The organism is Devosia sp. GW821-FHT12F11 (assembly GCF_058806655.1).
In genome coordinates this window covers 285,166-302,129 of record NZ_JBXAPX010000005.1, presented here as the reverse complement: position 1 = coordinate 302,129, position 16,964 = coordinate 285,166, and the positions used below count along the sequence as shown (strand labels likewise).

At 66.3% G+C, this 16,964-nt stretch carries 18 protein-coding genes; 8 read left to right on the top strand and 10 right to left on the bottom strand.

All coding sequences use genetic code 11. The features are described 5' to 3' along the window. Positions 1-46 precede the first annotated feature (46 nt). The 4 genes from AC1ROK_RS16920 to AC1ROK_RS16905 are packed head-to-tail and all read left to right on the top strand — an operon-like array spanning position 47 to position 3,310. Positions 47-889: an ABC transporter permease subunit gene (locus AC1ROK_RS16920; RefSeq protein ID WP_492848982.1), complete on the top strand. Its 843-nt coding sequence runs from the start codon at positions 47-49 to the stop codon at positions 887-889. Beyond that, on the top strand, positions 889-1,635 hold the full coding sequence (locus tag AC1ROK_RS16915) for an ABC transporter permease subunit (RefSeq protein WP_492848980.1): 747 nt from the start codon (positions 889-891) through the stop codon (positions 1,633-1,635). Before AC1ROK_RS16920 ends, AC1ROK_RS16915 begins: the two co-directional genes overlap by 1 nt. A gap of 3 nt (positions 1,636-1,638) precedes the next feature. After that, a complete protein-coding gene (locus tag AC1ROK_RS16910) occupies positions 1,639-2,781 on the top strand; it encodes a succinylglutamate desuccinylase/aspartoacylase family protein (protein ID WP_492848978.1) in 1,143 nt (380 codons plus the stop codon). Between the two features lie 13 nt (positions 2,782-2,794). Further along, complete coding sequence (locus AC1ROK_RS16905) at positions 2,795-3,310, top strand: hypothetical protein (protein ID WP_492848976.1); 516 nt, start codon at positions 2,795-2,797, stop codon at positions 3,308-3,310. 71 nt (positions 3,311-3,381) lie between these two features. Here AC1ROK_RS16905 and AC1ROK_RS16900 read toward each other — a convergent pair whose 3' ends face one another. Together AC1ROK_RS16900 and uxuA are read right to left on the bottom strand one after the other, a co-directional pair. After that, complete coding sequence (locus AC1ROK_RS16900; protein ID WP_492848974.1) at positions 3,382-4,455, bottom strand: Gfo/Idh/MocA family protein; 1,074 nt, start codon at positions 4,453-4,455, stop codon at positions 3,382-3,384. Then, positions 4,455-5,672 (bottom strand): mannonate dehydratase, encoded by a 1,218-nt coding sequence (uxuA, locus tag AC1ROK_RS16895; protein ID WP_492848972.1) that lies wholly within the window; start codon positions 5,670-5,672, stop codon positions 4,455-4,457. Before uxuA ends, AC1ROK_RS16900 begins: the two co-directional genes overlap by 1 nt. 167 nt (positions 5,673-5,839) lie before the next feature. Here uxuA and AC1ROK_RS16890 point away from each other — a divergent pair, with 167 nt between their 5' ends. Beyond that, positions 5,840-6,547 (top strand): GntR family transcriptional regulator, encoded by a 708-nt coding sequence (locus tag AC1ROK_RS16890; RefSeq protein WP_492848971.1) that lies wholly within the window; start codon positions 5,840-5,842, stop codon positions 6,545-6,547. A 158-nt stretch (positions 6,548-6,705) separates the two neighbouring features. Here the strand turns inward: AC1ROK_RS16890 and gbd are convergent, their stop codons facing one another. The 4 genes from gbd to AC1ROK_RS16870 form a co-directional block, all read right to left on the bottom strand. Beyond that, positions 6,706-7,833, bottom strand: a complete 1,128-nt coding sequence (gene gbd / locus AC1ROK_RS16885; protein ID WP_492848969.1) for a 4-hydroxybutyrate dehydrogenase — start codon at positions 7,831-7,833, stop codon at positions 6,706-6,708. 4 nt (positions 7,834-7,837) lie between these two features. Continuing rightward, complete coding sequence (locus tag AC1ROK_RS16880; protein ID WP_492848967.1) at positions 7,838-8,197, bottom strand: DUF4326 domain-containing protein; 360 nt, start codon at positions 8,195-8,197, stop codon at positions 7,838-7,840. Then, a complete protein-coding gene (locus tag AC1ROK_RS16875; RefSeq protein ID WP_492848966.1) occupies positions 8,197-8,814 on the bottom strand; it encodes a trimeric intracellular cation channel family protein in 618 nt (205 codons plus the stop codon). Before AC1ROK_RS16875 ends, AC1ROK_RS16880 begins: the two co-directional genes overlap by 1 nt. A 67-nt stretch (positions 8,815-8,881) precedes the next feature. Continuing rightward, positions 8,882-9,349 (bottom strand): hypothetical protein, encoded by a 468-nt coding sequence (locus tag AC1ROK_RS16870; RefSeq protein WP_492848964.1) that lies wholly within the window; start codon positions 9,347-9,349, stop codon positions 8,882-8,884. 87 nt (positions 9,350-9,436) lie between these two features. Between AC1ROK_RS16870 and AC1ROK_RS16865 the strand changes: the two genes are divergently transcribed. From AC1ROK_RS16865 to AC1ROK_RS16855, 3 genes are all read left to right on the top strand, one after another. Continuing rightward, positions 9,437-10,054 (top strand): hypothetical protein, encoded by a 618-nt coding sequence (locus AC1ROK_RS16865; protein WP_492848962.1) that lies wholly within the window; start codon positions 9,437-9,439, stop codon positions 10,052-10,054. A 215-nt stretch (positions 10,055-10,269) separates the two neighbouring features. Continuing rightward, positions 10,270-11,181, top strand: a complete 912-nt coding sequence (locus tag AC1ROK_RS16860; RefSeq protein ID WP_492848960.1) for an acetamidase/formamidase family protein — start codon at positions 10,270-10,272, stop codon at positions 11,179-11,181. Positions 11,182-11,188: 7 nt separating this feature from the next. After that, a complete protein-coding gene (locus tag AC1ROK_RS16855; protein ID WP_492848957.1) occupies positions 11,189-11,953 on the top strand; it encodes a metallophosphoesterase family protein in 765 nt (254 codons plus the stop codon). A gap of 141 nt (positions 11,954-12,094) precedes the next feature. Here AC1ROK_RS16855 and denD read toward each other — a convergent pair whose 3' ends face one another. From denD to AC1ROK_RS16835, 4 genes are all read right to left on the bottom strand, one after another. Then, positions 12,095-13,081 (bottom strand): D-erythronate dehydrogenase, encoded by a 987-nt coding sequence (gene denD / locus AC1ROK_RS16850; RefSeq protein ID WP_492848955.1) that lies wholly within the window; start codon positions 13,079-13,081, stop codon positions 12,095-12,097. Between the two features lie 263 nt (positions 13,082-13,344). Further along, positions 13,345-14,166 (bottom strand): sugar phosphate isomerase/epimerase family protein, encoded by an 822-nt coding sequence (locus AC1ROK_RS16845; RefSeq protein ID WP_492848953.1) that lies wholly within the window; start codon positions 14,164-14,166, stop codon positions 13,345-13,347. 162 nt (positions 14,167-14,328) lie between these two features. Further along, a complete protein-coding gene (locus AC1ROK_RS16840) occupies positions 14,329-15,495 on the bottom strand; it encodes a dihydrodipicolinate synthase family protein (protein ID WP_492848951.1) in 1,167 nt (388 codons plus the stop codon). Positions 15,496-15,655: 160 nt separating this feature from the next. Next, entirely contained in the window at positions 15,656-16,810 is a 1,155-nt protein-coding gene (locus tag AC1ROK_RS16835; RefSeq protein ID WP_492848948.1) for a Gfo/Idh/MocA family protein, read from the bottom strand. Positions 16,811-16,964: the final 154 nt, after the last annotated feature.

The following is a 16,964-nucleotide window of genomic DNA, read 5'->3' as shown; positions in this document are numbered from 1 at the left end:
TGGCGGGGGCGGGGTTTTCCCGCCCCTGTTGCTTTACAGGACCCCTATGGTCGATCTCCTGCCCCTATGGCTCCGGGACGTTCTCGGCGAGAACGTGCTGTTCTGGCTGGGCTACTTCACCAACGGCAAGCATCTGAGCTGGTACGCGAGCGTGCAGTATACGCTGGCCGCCGGCGCCATCGGTGCGGCCGTGGCGCTGGGGCTCGGCGTGCTCTCGGCGGCCGGCCGCAACTCGCGCTTCGCCGCCTTCCGCTTTGCCGGCAAGGCCTATACCAACTCGCTGCCCGGCATCCCCGACGTGCTGTTCTTCCTGTTCTTCCCGCTTGCCTTCGAGCAGGCGGTGGAATGGATCCGCGCCCAGGCGGTCTGCTCGCCCGAGCAGCTGGCGGAGGGCCGCTGGCCGCTCTGCCCCGAGGCAAACCTGATCTTCGGCAGTTTCGAGTACCTGATCCTTGCCGGCGTCTCGCTCGGCATCGTCTATGGCGCCTTTGCCGGCAACGTCATTTCGGGCGCCATGAACTCGGTGCCGCGCGGCCAGCTCGAGGCCGCCCGGGCCTATGGCATGAGCCCGCTGCAGGTGCTGCTGCGCGTCCATATCCGGCAGATGTGGGCCTATGCCCTGCCCGGCCTCTCCAACATCTGGATGCTGCTGATCAAGGCGACCTCGCTGCTGTCGCTGCTGCAGATCTCCGATATCGTGCTGTGGGCCGATCGGCTCGGATCGCCGAATTTCACCCGCTCGGCAGGGCTCGTCCACCCCGACTGGCGCTGGGCCTATTACCTGGTGCTGCTGATCTTCTACATCGTCCTGACCTTCCTCTCCGAAAAGCTGTTTGCAGTGCTGCAGCGCTGGGCCGGGCGCGGCATGGCCACGACGGGAGCAAGCTGATGGAGCTGATTACCGCCATCGCCAACGACCTGGTGATCCTCGCCAAGCCGGCGCTGTTCAACATCTATTTCGCCGCGGCCTCGATCCCCATCGGCTTCGTGCTGGCGATCTTCGTTGCGCTGGGCAAGGGCTCGTCCAACGGCCTGGTCTCGAGCCTCAGCCGCGGTTTCATCTACGCCTTCCGCGGCTCACCGTTCTTCATCCAGCTGTTCATGTTCTACTCGCTGGCGCTGGCCTTCAACCTCAGCCTGTGGAAGCCGCTCGGCATCGACTGGATCGTGCTCAACCCGCTGATCCTCGGGCCGGCGGTGCTGGTGCTCAACACCACCGCCTACACCGCCAACATCCTCCACGGCGCCATGATGAACGTGCCCAAGGGCGAGATCGAAGCGGCGCGCGCCTTCGGCATGAACCGCCTGCAGCTGTTCCGCGCCGTCACCTGGCCCAATGTCCTCCGCCTCGCCTGGCCGGCCTACACCAACGAGGTGGTGGTGCTGTTCCACACCACGGCTTTGGTCTACTTCACCCTGCCGGTCATCAACGACGAGAAGGACCTGATGAACAAGGCCGGCGAGCTGTTCGAAAGGGACTACAACGCCTTCCTCCACTTCCCGGTGGCGGGGCTCTATTTCCTCGGCATCTCGATGATCATTTTCTTCGTTTTCGGGCGCGTCTATCGCCATCTCATGCGACACCTGCCGCAAGCGCCGGCGATCCGATTCTCGCCGCGCTGGATCCGGGGGTAGCCGATGGCATTCGAGAGAAAGGTCGTACCGCTCAGGGGCGATACGCCCGGCGCGGTGACCGAGTTCACCTACTACGTCATCGGCCCCGGGGATGCGCCCGAAAAGGTGCACCTGCAGGCCGCCCTGCACGCCGACGAGCACCCCGGCACCATGGTGCTGCACCACCTGTTGCCCATGCTGCGCCAGGCCGATGACCAGGGGCTGCTGCGCGCCCGCTTCACCGTGATGCCGCTGGTCAATCCGCTCGGCATGGCGACCTTTTCGCTGCGCCGCCATATCGGCCGCTACGACGCCAATACCGGCATCAACTTCAACCGCCGCTGGCCCGACCTGTTCGCCGCAGTGCGTTCGCAGCTCAACGGCAGGCTGTCCGACGATGAGCGCTTCAACGTCAATCTGATCCGCAAGGCCGTCTCGAACTGGATCGATGCGCAGCAGCCGCGCACCGCCAACGAGCAGTTGCGCCTGCTGGTGCTGAAGGAAGCCCACGATGCCGAATTCGTCTTCGACCTTCACTGCGACGACGACTCGCTGATCCACATCTTCACCTCGCCCGAGCTGATGCCGGAGCTGCAGGATCTGAGCGACTGGATGGGCGCCGCCGCGACGCTGACCGCCGCCGACAGCGGCGGCGGCTCGTTCGACGAGGTGCTGCCGCAGCTCTACCGCAAGGTGGCTTTGGCCAACCCGGGCAAACCTGTGCCGATGGCGAGCGCCACCGCGACACTCGAATATCGCGGCCAGGCCGACGTGTTCGATCATTTCGGCGCCGACGATGCTCGCCGGCTCTGGGGATTTCTGTGCGAGCGCAACCTCATCGACGCCGACCCGGGCGCACGCCCGGCGCCGCTGTCGGAGGCAACGCGGTTCGATGCCACCGAGATCGTCCGGGCCGAGCGCCCCGGTCTCGTCGCCTATCGCGTCGAGCTCGGACAACGGGTCAGCAAGGGCCAGCCGGTGGCCGATCTGATCGCGCTCGACGGGCCGGAAGCCTTCATGGCCCGCACCCCGATCCTCGCCGGCACCGATGGCCTGGTGCTGTCGCGCGCCATGGCCAAATATGCGCCGCGCGGCTCCGGCATCATGAAGATCGTCGGCAAGACACCGCTTAGCGGCCGCAAGGGCGCCTACCTGCTCGAGGACTAGTCGAGGCTGCGAGATGATCGACCTGAGGCGCAATAACGGCGCGCTGACCCTTTATGCCACCCACCAGCAGCCGCCGCGGGCCATGTGGCTCGCCGGCGCCGTCGTGGTGTCAGCGCTGCTCTATTTCATGCTCGACCAGCAGATCCCCGATCCGACCTTTCGCCTGGTCTCGGCCGCCATCTGCATCGCCGCCCCCTTCGTCGCCGCGGCGGTGCTGTACCTCAGGCCCCACACCACCAGCATCGTCACCGCCTTCGACCCCAAGACCCGCCGCATCCGCCCCGAGCGGAAGCACGACCGGGGCAAGGATGTGGTGCTCGAGCTGGGCTTCGATGAGGTCGCGGCGCTCAAGGTGACCGAAGACCACGCCGAGCGGCCGCGCCACGACGTGCTTTGGTTGACGCTGACCGATGGGCAGAGGATCCAGTTGGCGCTGAAGTCGCGGCAATATTCGGAGACGGGGGAAGGCCAGGACCTGCGCAAGGTGGCGGCTTTCATCCGGAGTGAGACGGGGTTGCCGGAGGGGTAATGCGCTGAACGCGCAGTCGGCGCCCCCTCTCCCCTGAGGGGAGAAGCGACCGCGCCCACTAGGTGCCGGATTCAGCCCGCCCAGGGCTGCCGCACACTCCGCACCGTCTCGCCCGTCCTCGCCGCTTCGTGCATCAGCAGCGACAGATACTGGTCCTGCGCACCCTCGGCATAAGGATACGGCCCCTCACCCTGCCCGCGCGCCAGCGCCCCCATTTTCTCCATCGCCACGGCGATGGCGATCTCGTCGTCCATCAGCCGCGCATTGGGATACGGCATGGTCCACACCACCTCGTCGCCGCACAGCATCGCTTCGAGCGCGTAACCGAACAGGTTGCCGTAGCGGCCGGATTCATTGCGGGTGAAAGCTCGAGTCAGCGGCTGGCCATAAACCGGCATCACCCGCGCCTCGAGATCGGCGATCTCGCCACGGTCGCCGCGAATGACGACGCGATGCGAGTGTACCGGCGAGCGGTATTGCACGTCGGTGAAATCGAACAGCCCCAGCCTGTCGCCGAAATCGAACTCGCCCAGCGTCTGCCTGGTGCTGACGAAGCGCTCGCTGTCGGGCCAGTTGAAGCGGTTCGGCCCTTCCAGCGCCCGGGCATCGAACGCCTTGCCGCGGATGACGGCATCCTCGAAGCCAATGCCGAGGAACTGCCGCATCAGGCTGACGCCATGGTAGCCATGCGCCGCCGAAACGCGGGCGAAGCTGACCCGGCCGAGCCCGCCATTGGCGATGAGCTGCAGCCGCGCCGCATGCAGCGGCTGGAACAGGTATTGCTCGGCGATATGCAGCCTAAAACCCTGCTCCACCAGCCGCCAGATCGCCACCATGGTCTCGACGTCGAGCGCCGCCGGGGTCTCGCACAGCACCGCGAGGCCGAGCCGGTGCAGTTCGGTGAGGATAGTGAGATGCGCCTCGGCCTTCACCGAGAGCACCACGAAATCCGGCCCCGCGGCGGCAAGCTCCGCATAGCTCGCGAAGGCCGGCGCACCCCATTGCGCTGCGAATGCCGCGGCCTTGGCGGGGTCGCGCTGTACCACGCCCACCAGTTGGAACCGCTCCGGTAGTTCCCGCGCGATGCGCGTGAAGAACTCGGCGCGCCAGCCGCCGCCGACGAGGCCGAAGCGGATTGGCGCCATCAAACCCCGAGCCCGAACTCGCGGTGACTGAGCGCGGTCATCACGCCGCGGAGTTCCGCGAGACCCTTGAGCCGGCCGATGGTCGGATAGCCCGGCTGGGCCCGGCGGCCGAGATCGTCGAGGATGTCCTGCCCGTGGTCGGGGCGCATCGGGATCTGCGCGTCCTCGCGGCCCTCGCGCTTGCGCCGAGCCTCCTCGGTGAGGATCGCCGCGATCAGCGGCACCATGTCGGTGCTGCCGGCCAGGTGCTCATCCTCGTAGAACGACCCGGAAATGGCGTCGCTCTCGCGGCGGACGTTCCGCAAATGCAGGAAATGCACCTTCGGCCCGAACTCCTTCATCATCGCCGGCAGGTCGTTGTCGGGACGGGCGCCGAGCGAACCCGAGCAGAAGGTCATGCCGTTGGCCGGGCTGTCGACGGCATCGAGAATGTGCCGGTAGTCGGCGGCCGTCGACATGATGCGCGGCAGGCCAAGCAGCGGGAACGGCGGATCGTCCGGGTGGCAGCAGAGCCGCACCCCGACCTCCTCGGCCACCGGCACGACCTCGGAGAGGAAGTCGACGAAATGCCGGCGGAGCTGGTCGGGCGAGATGCCTTGATACTCCGCGAGGTGGGCCCTGACATCGTCGAGCGTCATGCTCTCGGTCGAGCCGGGCAGACCCATCGTGACGTTACGCGACAGCTGCTGCTGCGCCGCGTCGTCCATGCTCGCGAAACGGCGCGCCGCCTCGGCCACCACCTCCGGCGCGAAACTCTCTGCCGCACCGTTGCGCTTGAGGATGTGGATTTCGAACACCGCGAAATCGTTGATGTCGAACCGCATGCAGGTGCCGCCATGCGCCACCTGGTAGCGGAGGTCCGTGCGCGTCCAGTCGAGCACCGGCATGAAATTGTAGCAGACGGTCCTGAGCCCCGCCGCCGCAACGTGCCTCAGGCTCTGCTGGTAGTTGGCGATGTGCTCGCGCCACGCGCCCTTCTGCTTCTTGATGTCCTCGGACACCGGCAGGCTTTCGATCACGTCCCAGGCGATGCCGGAGGGCGTGCCGTCCTTGCGTTGCCTGATCTGCTGCTGCCGCTTGCCGATCTCCTCGGCGCTCCACACCACCCCGTTGGGCACATGGTGCAGCGCGGTCACCACGCCCTCAGCGCCAGCCTGCACGATGTCATCGATGCTTGCCAGGTCCGCCGGACCGAACCAGCGCCACGTCTGCCTCATTTGGCGTCTCCTCCGAGCGCTTTCAGGAAAAGTTGCAGACTTTTCCGGTTCGAAAGCGCGACAACTCACTGGCCTCGAGCATTTCGCCGTTTCATTGAACCGGCGAATGCTCTAGCGCTTCCAACCGCGCCAACCGGTGCTAGTATGGCAGCGTTGGGGGAGTCAACATGACCATTGAACTGGAGCTGGTAAACCAGCCCGTCATCGCCGGAACGCGGCAAGTTTCGATGAGCCAGCGGGTCTATGACACGGTCCGCAATGCCATCGTGCAGCTGCAGCTGAGGCCCGGGCACCTGCTCTCGGAGGCCGAGCTCGCCCGGCATATGGGCGTGTCGCGCCAGCCGGTGCGCGAGGCCTTCATCAAGCTGGCGGAAGCCGGCCTCGTCGAGGTGCGGCCGCAGCGCGGCACCTTCGTCAAGCTGATCTCGATCCGCGAGGTGCAGAACTCCCGCTTCATCCGCGAGGCGATCGAGCTGGCGGTGATCCGCAAGGCCGCCGAAAAGATCAAGCCGTCGGGCATCGCCGAGCTGCGCGAACTGGTGGCCGAGCAGCGTGTGGCGCTCGCCGGCAAGCTGATCGACTTCATGCGGCTCGACGACGATTTCCACTGCGCCATCGCCGCGCATGGCGGGGTGGAGCATGCCTGGCGCCACATCGTCAGCCTCAAGGCGCAGCTCGACCGCGTCCGCTTCCTCGGCTTCCCCGAAGCCACCCCTCGTCCGCAGGTAATCGCCCAGCACACCGCCGTGGTCGACGCACTCGAGCGCAACGACGTGGACGGCGCGGTGAGCATGATGCACTTGCATCTCAACGAACTGGCGCCGTCTCTGCCCAAACTGGCCGAGGAACACGCGGATCTGTTTGCGGACGAGTGAGGGGTTTTCAGGCGACCACCGGCCGCTCGCTCCCCTCCCCTTGAGGGGCGGGGCTGGGGGTGGTGGTGAGGCGGTCTCGGTGCTGACTGCACCACCCCCTCCCTCAATCCCTCCCCTCAAGGGGGAGGGAAGCGGCCGAGAGTCTGGCGGAAGCCCCCTCAATCCATCGCCGCTTCCAGCAGCTGCCGATAATCCTCCGCCGTCGCCGCCCGCGGGTTCGTTGCGTGGCTGTGGTCAGCCAGCGCGCGCTCGATCACCCAGCCGAAGTGATCCTCGCGTACGCCCAGCCCGCGCAGCCCCTGGGGGATGCCGAGCCGGCGGTTGAGCGTATCGAGTTCGCGCGCCAGGTCCGCGGCCGGTGGGAAGCCCATCGCCGCCTTCAGCCGTCCCAGCTTCTCGCCGATCTCCGGCGCGTTGAAGCGCAGCACCGGCGGCATCAGGATGGCGTTGAGCGTGCCGTGATGCAGCGACACATCCTTGAGGCCGCCCAGCGCATGGCTCAGCGCGTGCACCGCGCCCAATCCCTTCTGGAAGGCCAACCCGCCCATCAGCGCCCCCATCATCATCTCCGAGCGGGCCGTGGCGTTGCGGCCCTCGCGACAGGCGGTCTCGAGATGGCGCCAGATCCGCCCTGCCCCATCGAGCGCGATCGCCTCGGCCGGCGGATTGACCCGCGGCGAGCAGAGCGTCTCGATACAATGGCTGAGCGCGTCGAGCCCGGTCGCCGCGGTGAGCCCGGCCGGCAGGCCATAGGTCAGCGCCGGGTCGCAGATGGCCCGCCTGGGGATCAGGTGTGGCGAGATGAAGCCGAGCTTTCGCCCATCGTCGAGCGTCAAGAGCGCCGCCCGGCCGACCTCGGCGCCGGTCCCCGCCGTGGTCGGCACCGCGATCAGCGGCGCCACCTTGGCCCCGATCCGCTCCAGTCCGCCATAGATCATCGCATATTGTTCGAGTGGCCCCGGATGGGTGGCAAGCAGCGCCACGCCCTTGGCGAGGTCGATGGGCGAGCCCCCGCCGATGGCGACGATGCCGTCGCAGCCCTCGCCGCGATACTGTTCCAGCGCCGCGATCACCGCCCCCTCGGTGGGGTTGGGCGGCGTATCGAGGAACACCGGCGTCTCGGCCGGCAGATGCGCCAGCGCCTCGGCCACCAGCCCGGCTGCGAGCACGCCGCGATCGGCGACCAGCAGCGGCCGGTTGAGCCGGAACTCCTCCACCGTCTCGGCAAGGGTTGAGAGCGCGCCCGCGCCGAACTCGATGCTTGTGAGGTAGTTTATCCGTGCCATCAGCCTATCCGTTCGCCAGTTCGATCAATGTATCTGCGTGACAGGGCGTTCCCGCCTTGCACCAGCAGGCAAGATTATGTCCTTGAAGTTCAGCCCGGATGACAGCCCGCGCCGGCGGCTCGCCCGGCGACAAGGCCGGATCGAGCGTGCCGCGCAACCACTGGGCACACAGCTCCACCGCCTTGGCCTGCGCCGCGGCACGATCGAGCCCATATTGCCTGGCCATGTCGTCGATGGTGAACGGGTTGCCCCATCGCCCGGGCCGGGTGATCAGCCTGGCCGGCAGGCCATTGAGCGCCAGCGAGGCCGCCTGCAGGTTGAAGCCGGCCTTGCGCGACAGCTGCATGCGTTGCGGGCGAGCCATCAGCGAAGTTCCTTGTCGTAGACGAATTTCGGCATTTCGAGCTTCCACACGATTGCCGCGACGCGCAGCGCGAAGCCGATGGCGATGGTGCCCAGCACCAGCATATCGTGCGGCACCTCCACGGCGCGGCCCAGATAGTAGAGCGTACCCGAAATGATCGCGACGGTGGCATAGAGCTCGGACGAGAACACCAGCGGCACCTCGTTGCAGAGGATATCGCGCATGATGCCGCCGGCAATGCCGGTGATCATCCCCGCCACTACCACGATGATCGGCTGCTGCCCCATTTCCAGCGCCACATTGCAGCCGATGATGGTGAAGGCCGCAAGCCCCAGCGCATCGAGCAGCAGGAACGGCCAGCGCAACGCCGCCATGTAGCGGGCCAGTGCGATGGTGACGAACGCCGCGGCGCAGCAGATGATCAGCAGATACGGGTTCTCCACCCAGATCAGCGGGTAATGCCCCAGCACCAGGTCGCGCGCCGTGCCGCCGCCCAGCGCCGTGACGCAGGCGAGGACGCAAACGCCGAACCAATCCATCTTGCGCCGCCCCGCCGCCAGCGCGGCAGTCATCGCCTCGGCGGTGATCGCGACATAAAAGATGATCTGCAGCAGCATGGCGTCCCCCCGGGTTTCCCCAGCAGGGGACCCGAAGGGGACTAAAGCAGACGAATCGCCCCGCGGGCTAGTTGGCCTTCGGGGTGATATCGGCAGTTGACTGGATGGTGATGATCTTCACGTCGAATTCGGCGCATTTGTCATCCTTGCAGATGCCGTTGAGCCAGACCTGGCCGTTGCCGAACATGATGCCCTGGTAGTTGACGAACAGGTCGTGCCACTTCTGGTCGGTGATCGCCGCCTTGATCTCGTCGGTGAGGATATTGTCGTAGTGTTCCTCGAACTGCGCGGCGTCGGAGAGCTTCATCTCCTCGCCATCGGCAGTGACCGCGATCGGGTACGACACCCAGGCGGCAAAGCCGGCCTTGTCGCCCTCGGCTACGGCTTTCTGGATGGCGTCGAACGCAGCGCGATAGGCAGTGTGATCGCCCAGCGAACTATCCACCGCCGCATCGGTGTCGGCATCGGTCTGCGCCAGGGCCGGGAATGCGCTCAGGGCAAATGCGAGGCCGAGCGCGGCTAGCAACTTCAACATCGTGCAACTCCTGTAAGAAACGGGTGGTCCGCCAAGTGATTGATAGCGCAGGGTGTATCCGGCCGTACAGTCGAAGGATTAGCCAGGATGCGAAAACCTCAGAGCATGAAGGGCCTCGAGGAACTGGGCCGGGTGCGGCTCAGCCAGAACTTCTTCATGCGCGACTTTCTCTATTCGGAGATCGCCAGTTTCTACGGCATCCCGAACATTCCCGATGACCCCGACCTCGCCATCGCAGCCGGCAAACGCCTCTGCGAGGAGTGCCTCGAACCACTGATGGCGCGCTTCGGCCGCATCTCGATCCGTTCGGCCTATCGCTCGCCTGCGGTCAACCAGTTCGGCAACGAGCATGACCTCAACTGCGGGCGCGACGAGACCAATTTCGGCGGCCATATCTGGGATCGGCGCGACGCCACGGGCAGCATCGGGGCCACCGCCTGCATCATCGTCCACGCGCTGATCCCCTACTACGAAGCCACCGGCCGCTGGGAGGCGCTCGGCTGGTGGATCCACGACCACCTGCCCTATGACGAGCTCGAGTTCTTCCCCAAATTCGCGGCGGTGAACGTCAACTGGCGCGAACATCCCAAACGCCGCATCCACTCCTTCATCCCACCGCGGCGCGGCGTGCTGACCAAACAGGGGATGGCGAATTTCGAGGGACGGCACGAGGCGGAGTATGCAGAGTGGCTGGCGGGGTTGTGAGGGGCAAAACCACCGGTCTCTGCACATCTCCCCCCTTGCGGGGGAGAATGGAATTTAAGGACTTAGCTGCGCCAAGCCCAAGTTTTCGCTTTCTCCCCCGCCAAGGGGGAGATGAGGCCGGAGGTCGGGAGCCCACACCCCCAAGCCTTTCGGCCCACGTGACAACCCTCCCCGCTCCCGCTACCCCTATGCCCCCGCGAGGAGGAACCGCCCCAATGACCACGCATCGCTTCGTTGCTACCGAGTGGCACAATGTGCTGGGGACGCGCCCCCCTGCCTTTACCGTCGCCTCGGGCGATATCGTCATCACCGAGACGCTCGATGCCTGGGGGTTCGACAAGGACAGGGTGCAGCGCCAGCCCGGCCCCAACCCGATGAACGGGCCGATCTTCATCGAGGGCGCCGCGCCGGGCGACGCGCTGAAGGTCGAAATCCTCCGAATGACTCCGAACCGCGCCACCGGCTGGACCCGCTCGTCGCTGGCCGGGAACGTCGTCGATCCGGAATCGGTGCGCGACCTGCCCTCGCGCGAAACCGCTAACTGGTCGATCGACCGCCAGGCCGGCACCGCGCAGCTGCAGCCGCCGGTGAAGGGGCTCGAACATTTCGTGCTGCCGCTCGAGCCGATGATCGGCTGCTTCGGGGTGGCGCCGAGCCTCGGCCAGGCCTTCTCCACCGCCACCAGTGCCGAGAATGGCGGCAACATGGATTATCGCGGCTTCGGCCCCGGAGCGACCGTGTGGTTCCCGGTGGCGGTCGATGGCGCGCTGTTCTTCCTCGGCGATTGCCACGCCGTGCAGGGCGATGGCGAGATCGTCGGCACCGGCATCGAGACCAGCTACGAGGTCGAGGTGCGGCTGACCGTCGAAAAGGGCAGGAAGCTCGTCTGGCCGCGCGGCGAAAACGCCACCGAGATCTACTCGGTCGGCAATGCCCGGCCGCTCGACCAGGCGCTGCAGCACGCCACCAGCGACATGTTCAACTGGCTCTGCACCGAGTACGGGCTTTCAAAGACCGCCGCCAGCCACCTGATGGGCCAGGTGGTGCGCTACGAGGTCGGCAACGTCTACGACCCGGCCTACACCATGGTCTGCAAGATCCCCAAGCAATGGCTGCCGCAGAAGTAGCACCAGCATGGGCCCGCCGCTCGATCGCATCGCCATCATCTCCGACATCCACGGCAACCTGCCGGCGCTCGAGGCGGTGCTGGCCGATATCGCCGAGCGGGGCATCAGCCGTATCTACGGGCTGGGCGACCTCGCCGGGAAGGGACCAAGCGGCGCCGAAGTCATCGACATTTCGCGCCGGGTCTGCGTGGCCACCGTCAAGGGCAACTGGGACGCCGGGCTGGCCGACTGCGACGCAGATGCCATCTCGATCTGGCACCGCCGGCAGTTGGGCCCCGAGCGGCTCGCTTACCTCCGCGAGCTGCCGGAAACTCTCGACTTTCGCCTCAGTGGCCGCATGGTGCGGCTGTTCCATGCCTCGGCGCGCGGCATCAACCACCGGGTGCGCCAGTATGACAGCCGCGAGGACCACCTCCAGATGTTCGACAACACCGACTTCACCGGCCATGGCCCGGCGCCCGACATTGTCGGCTGTGGCGACGTCCACACTGCCTATGTGAAGACCTTCGCGCACAAATGCCTGTTCAACGCCGGCAGCGTCGGCAACCCGCTCGATGTCCCCCTCGCCTGCTACGCCATCCTCGAAGGCCGCTTCGACAGCGCCGAGCCGGCGCCCTGGACGGTGAGCCTCGCCCGCCTGCCCTATGATATCGAGGCATCGATCCGGCAGGCCGAAGCCTCGGGCATGCCTGACCTCGAGCACTACATCAACGAGCTACGAACCGCCCGCTATCGCGGGCTGACGCCAAAGCCTGCAGCGGTCGCGGGCTGAGGTTCGCATCGCGACGAGAGTGCTGGTGGCCCAACCCACCCTTGATCCCTCCCCATCAAGGGGACGCGGTAGCGCCCTGAGGGGAGGGCAGCGCAGCCAGGGCCGACGGCCAGCAGCGTAGCTGGGCGGGGGTGGCCGACCCTACCCGCCGATCTTGCCGCCGAGCTCGTCCTCGATATGGATGCGGATGATCTCGTCGAAGCTCTGCTCGGCCTTGAAGCCCAGCGCAATCGCCCGCTTGGCGTCGAAATTCCGCGGCCAGCCCGCCACCATCGAGATGATCTTGGGGTCCGGCACGTCCTTGATCAGGCTCACCGCCTTGTCGCCGGCCACCCGGCGCAGCGCCTCGATCTCTTCGCCCACCGTGGTCGAGAGCCCCGGCACCGAGAGAGTACGGCGCCAGCCGAGCTTGGTCGTATCGAGCTCGGCGGCATGGGTCAGGAAACCGATCGCGGCGCGCGGGGAGGCGAACCAGTGGCGCACGTCCTTCGATACCGGCAGCACCGCCTCCTGCCCGACCAGCGGCTCGCGCAGGATGTTGGAGAAGAACCCCGAGGCCGCGGCATTGGGCTTGCCCGGCCGGATGGTGATGGTGGGGAGGCGAATGCCGACGCCATCGACAAAGCCCTTGCGCGAGTAGTCGTTGAGCAAGAGCTCGCAGATTGCCTTCTGCGTGCCGTAGCTGGTGAGCGGTGTGTTGAAGAACTCGTCGCCGATGGCTTCCGGGAACGGCGCGCCGAACACCGCGATCGACGAGGTGAAGACGAGGCGCGGCAGGTACGGCGCCTTGAGCCCTTCCTGACGGATGGCTTCGAGCAGGAACCGCATGCCATCCATGTTGATGCGATAGCCCTTGTCGAAATCGGCCTCGGCCTCGCCCGAAACGATCGCCGCGAGGTGGAAGATCAGGTCGGGACGCGAGGCGATCAGCTTGGTGGCTTCGCCCGGCAGCGACACGTCGGAGACCACGGTGGTCACGTCGCCGTTGAAATCGATCTTTGCCGGCTCGACCACGTCGGTGAGCGTGAACCTGCTGATGGCCTTGCCGCCCACCTGCCCCGACTTGAGCAGCGCAGACGTAAGCTTGCGGCCGATCATGCCGGCCGCCCCGATGATCAGGATATGCATGGAGTCTCCTCGGATTTTTGCCGGGAGATTAGCGGCTGAAGCGCGGGGTGCAAGCGATGCTTTTGGGGGGAGGTAGGAGCGCCTACGCCACCTCGACATCCCTTGGGCGGCCCCACCCCCTCCCGGCCTCCCCCATCAAGGGGGAGGTGTCGGGCCGGTGGATTTGGCGGGATCGTGCCGCAAACACTGAACGGCACCTCCCCCCTTGTGGGGGAGGTTGGGAGGGGGGAGCCCCACGCGCCGGCTACGGCCGTTCCGGCCCCTCAGCACACCGTACTCAGCCGCTCCACGCACACCCGCACCACCTCGTCGCCCGGCCGCTTCCACCAGTTGTCGCGGCTGAAGATCTCGACTTCCTGCGGGCCATGGTAGCCGGCGGCTTCGATCATTGTGCGGATGGCTTTGAGGTCGATGACGCCGTCGCCCATCATGCCGCGGTCGAGCAGCATGTCGGTGGTCGGCACCAGCCAGTCGCAGATGTGATGGGCGAAGATGCGCCCTTCCCGCCCGGCCCGGGCGATGGCGGCGGCAAGGTTGGGGTCCCACCAGACGTGGTAGACGTCGATGGCGACGCCGACCCCCTCACCCAGCTCCGCCGCGATATCGAGCGCCTGGTCGATGGTGTTCACGCACGCCCGGTCGGCTGCATACATCGGGTGCAGCGGCTCGATGGCGAGCGGCACACCGGCGGCGCGGGCATGCGGCAGCATCGCCGCAATGCCGTCGCTGACCATCTGCCGGGCCCCCGGCAGGTCGCGCGACGCGCCGGGCAACCCGCCGACCACCAGCACCAGGCAATCGGCACCCAATGCTGCCGCTTCGTCGATGGCGCGAAGATTGTCGTCGATATTGGCCTGCCGTCCCTCAGCGGTCTCGGCCGGAAACATGCCGCCGCGACAGAGCCCGGTAACCCTGAGACCGTTGGCCTTGACGATGCTGGCGGCCTCGGCAAGCCCGACCGCGGCCACCTGATCGCGCCACGGCGAAATGGCGGTGACGCTATGCCGGAGGCAATCGTCGACCATCTGCGCGAAACTGGAGCCGTTGCGGAGGGTCGCAAGGTTCATCGAGAGTTGCTGGGTCATCAGAAACGCAAAGCCGATAGAGACGGCCCCCTCCCATCCTCCCCCACAAGGGGGGAGGTGCCGCATCGAGTGTTTGGCACGATTGAGTCACAGCCTCGACTCTTCACCTCCCCCTTCATGAGGGAGGCCGGGAGGGGGCCGTCTCTCTCAGTCACCACCACCTCAAGCCACCCCATGCACAGCCAGCGCCCGCTTCATCCGCTCGACCGCGAGCGCCGGGTCGGCCAGCACGCGGGCCTTGTCGGCCAGCCGGAACAGCTCCGCCAGATGCTGCAGCGAGCGGGTCGATTGCTGGCCGCCGATCATCGCAAAGTGCTCCTGCAGCCCGTTGAGATAGGCGAGGAAGACCACGCCGGTCTTGTAGAAGCGGGTGGGCGCCGCAAAGATGTGCCGGCTGAGCGGCACGGTGGGCTCCAGCAGTTCGAAGAACTCGTTGTCGCTGCCGCGCCCCAATGCCGCCAGCGCCGCCGAGGCGGCCGGAGCGATAGCGTCGAAGATACCGAGCAGCGCGTCGGAGTGGCCTCGTTCGTCGCCGGCGATCAGCTCGGCATAGTTGAAATCGTCGCCGGTATACATCCGCACGCCCGCAGGCAGCCGGCGGCGCATGGCGATTTCTTTCTCTTTGCTCAGCAGCGAGATCTTGATGCCATCGACCTTGTCGGCATGCGCGGCGATCACCTCGAGGCAGACATCCATCGCCGCGTTGTGGTCGGCCTTGCCCCAATAGCCCTCGAGTGCCGGGTCGAACATCTCACCCAGCCAGTGGAGGATCACCGGCTGCCTCACCTGGCCGAGGATCCGGCCATAGACCCGGGCATAATCGTCGGGCGATTTCGCCGCGACCTTGAGCGCCCGCGACGCCATCAGGATGATGCGCCCGCCCTCGCCTTCGACGAACCCGACCTGCTCTTCATATGCGCGGATCACGTCGTCGATGGTGACATCGGGTCCGGACGCCAGGTGATCGGTGCCGGCGCCATAGGCGATCAGCGCATCCGACCGGCCCCGCGCCTCGGCCTGGGCCCGGCGGATCAGCTGCTGCGCGTCACTCCAGGTAAGCCCCATGCCGCGCTGCGCCGTATCCATGGCTTCGGCCACGCCAAGCCCCAGATCCCACAGCCGGTGGCGGAACTTCAGTGTCGTGTCCCAGTCGATGGCGGGCGTCAGCCAGGGATCGTTCGCGGCCAGCGGATCGGCAACCACATGTGCCGCGGCATAGGCAATGCGCGGAAAATCGCTGGCGGCGTGCTTCTCGAACGGGATCGGCGTGCCGGTGAGGCGGTAGGACGTGATGCTGCGATCTGGGTTGGGGAGGAGGAGTTCAGGCACGGTTTACCTCCGGGCGTGTGGCCACCCCCCTCCCGGCCTCCCCCACAAGGGGGGAGATGAAGAGTCGAGGCTGTGGCTGGATAGGGCCAAATCCACAGGGCGGCACCTCCCCCCTTGTGGGGGAGGATGGGAGGAGGGAGTCTCTCTCAGTCGGCATCCCTCAAATCCCCAGCGCTGGCACATCCAGCCAGCGCCGTTCTTTCCAGCTCTGCAGTCCGAGCATTGCCAACTGCACGCCCTTGGCGCCGGCTTCCAGCCCATAGGGCCACGGCGCGTCCTCGGCGACGTGCTTCAGGAACATTTCCCATTGCGCCTTGAAGCCGTTCTGCGCCGGCCAGTTGTCGGGCACTTCTTCCCAGTTCTGGAAGAAATCGATGGTCTGCGGCTGGTCGGGGTTCCATACCGGTTTCGGCGTATTCACCCGGTGCTGGCTGAAGCATTTGTGGAGGCCCGCCACCGCCGAGCCATGCGTGCCGTCGACCTGGAAGGTGACGAGGTCGTCGCGGCGCACGCGCACGTCCCAGCTCGAATTGATATGGGCCACCACGCCGCCCTTGAGCTGGAACGTCGCATAGGCCGCATCGTCCGCATCGGCTTCATAGGTGTTGCCGTGCTCATCCACTCGGGACGGAATATGCGTGGCGCCGAGGCAGCTTACCGCCTCGACTTCGCCGAACAGGTTATCCAGCACATAGCGCCAGTGGCACAGCATATCGAGGATGATGCCGCCGCCATCGGCCTTCCTATAGTTCCAGCTCGGGCGCTGCGCCGGCTGGCCCCAGTCGCCCTCGAACACCCAATAGCCGAACTCGCCGCGCACCGAGAGGATGCGACCGAAGAACCCGGCGTCCTTCAGCATCTTGAGCTTCAGCAGCCCCGGCAGGAACAGCTTGTCCTGCACAACGCCATGCTTGACGCCCGAGGCCTTGGCCTTCTTTGCCAGGGCGATAGCCGACTCGAGGTCGTCGGAGACCGGCTTCTCGCAATAGACGTGCTTGCCTGCATCGATCGCCCGGCTCAACAGCTCGGCCCGCATCTGCGTAGTGCCGGCGTCGAAGAACACTTCGTCTTCGGAATTGGCGAGCACTTCATCGAGGTCGGTCGACCAGCGCTTGATCTGGTGCTTGTCGGCCAGCCGCTGAATCTTCTCGCGGTCGCGGCCGACGATGATCGGGTCGACCACCAGCCGGTCGCCGTTCGACAGCACCACCCCGCCCTGCTCGCGGATAGCGAGGATCGAGCGCACCAGGTGCTGGTTATACCCCATACGGCCCGTCACGCCGTGCATGATCAGTCCCAGCCGACGCTCGGCCATCCCTCTCTCCCAGTCTCACTTTTGTAACTACTTGGTTACTTGGATACACGTCGCTAGGATGGACCGTCAAGAGCGGCCGCCGGAGCTTGAACGAAAGAACGATTTTCGTGTGCTCGGAGCGCGGCTGATGAACTGTCCCGTTACACCGGGCAGC

Coding starts and splice junctions, on each gene's coding strand:
- AC1ROK_RS16920 (WP_492848982.1), top strand. CDS start 47: ATGGTCGATCTCCTGCCCCTATGGCTCCGGGACGTTCTCGGCGAGAAC.
- AC1ROK_RS16915 (WP_492848980.1), top strand. CDS start 889: ATGGAGCTGATTACCGCCATCGCCAACGACCTGGTGATCCTCGCCAAG.
- AC1ROK_RS16910 (WP_492848978.1), top strand. CDS start 1,639: ATGGCATTCGAGAGAAAGGTCGTACCGCTCAGGGGCGATACGCCCGGC.
- AC1ROK_RS16905 (WP_492848976.1), top strand. CDS start 2,795: ATGATCGACCTGAGGCGCAATAACGGCGCGCTGACCCTTTATGCCACC.
- AC1ROK_RS16900 (WP_492848974.1), bottom strand. CDS start 4,455: ATGGCGCCAATCCGCTTCGGCCTCGTCGGCGGCGGCTGGCGCGCCGAG.
- uxuA (WP_492848972.1), bottom strand. CDS start 5,672: ATGAGGCAGACGTGGCGCTGGTTCGGTCCGGCGGACCTGGCAAGCATC.
- AC1ROK_RS16890 (WP_492848971.1), top strand. CDS start 5,840: ATGACCATTGAACTGGAGCTGGTAAACCAGCCCGTCATCGCCGGAACG.
- gbd (WP_492848969.1), bottom strand. CDS start 7,833: ATGGCACGGATAAACTACCTCACAAGCATCGAGTTCGGCGCGGGCGCG.
- AC1ROK_RS16880 (WP_492848967.1), bottom strand. CDS start 8,197: ATGGCTCGCCCGCAACGCATGCAGCTGTCGCGCAAGGCCGGCTTCAAC.
- AC1ROK_RS16875 (WP_492848966.1), bottom strand. CDS start 8,814: ATGCTGCTGCAGATCATCTTTTATGTCGCGATCACCGCCGAGGCGATG.
- AC1ROK_RS16870 (WP_492848964.1), bottom strand. CDS start 9,349: ATGTTGAAGTTGCTAGCCGCGCTCGGCCTCGCATTTGCCCTGAGCGCA.
- AC1ROK_RS16865 (WP_492848962.1), top strand. CDS start 9,437: ATGCGAAAACCTCAGAGCATGAAGGGCCTCGAGGAACTGGGCCGGGTG.
- AC1ROK_RS16860 (WP_492848960.1), top strand. CDS start 10,270: ATGACCACGCATCGCTTCGTTGCTACCGAGTGGCACAATGTGCTGGGG.
- AC1ROK_RS16855 (WP_492848957.1), top strand. CDS start 11,189: ATGGGCCCGCCGCTCGATCGCATCGCCATCATCTCCGACATCCACGGC.
- denD (WP_492848955.1), bottom strand. CDS start 13,081: ATGCATATCCTGATCATCGGGGCGGCCGGCATGATCGGCCGCAAGCTT.
- AC1ROK_RS16845 (WP_492848953.1), bottom strand. CDS start 14,166: ATGACCCAGCAACTCTCGATGAACCTTGCGACCCTCCGCAACGGCTCC.
- AC1ROK_RS16835 (WP_492848948.1), bottom strand. CDS start 16,810: ATGGCCGAGCGTCGGCTGGGACTGATCATGCACGGCGTGACGGGCCGT.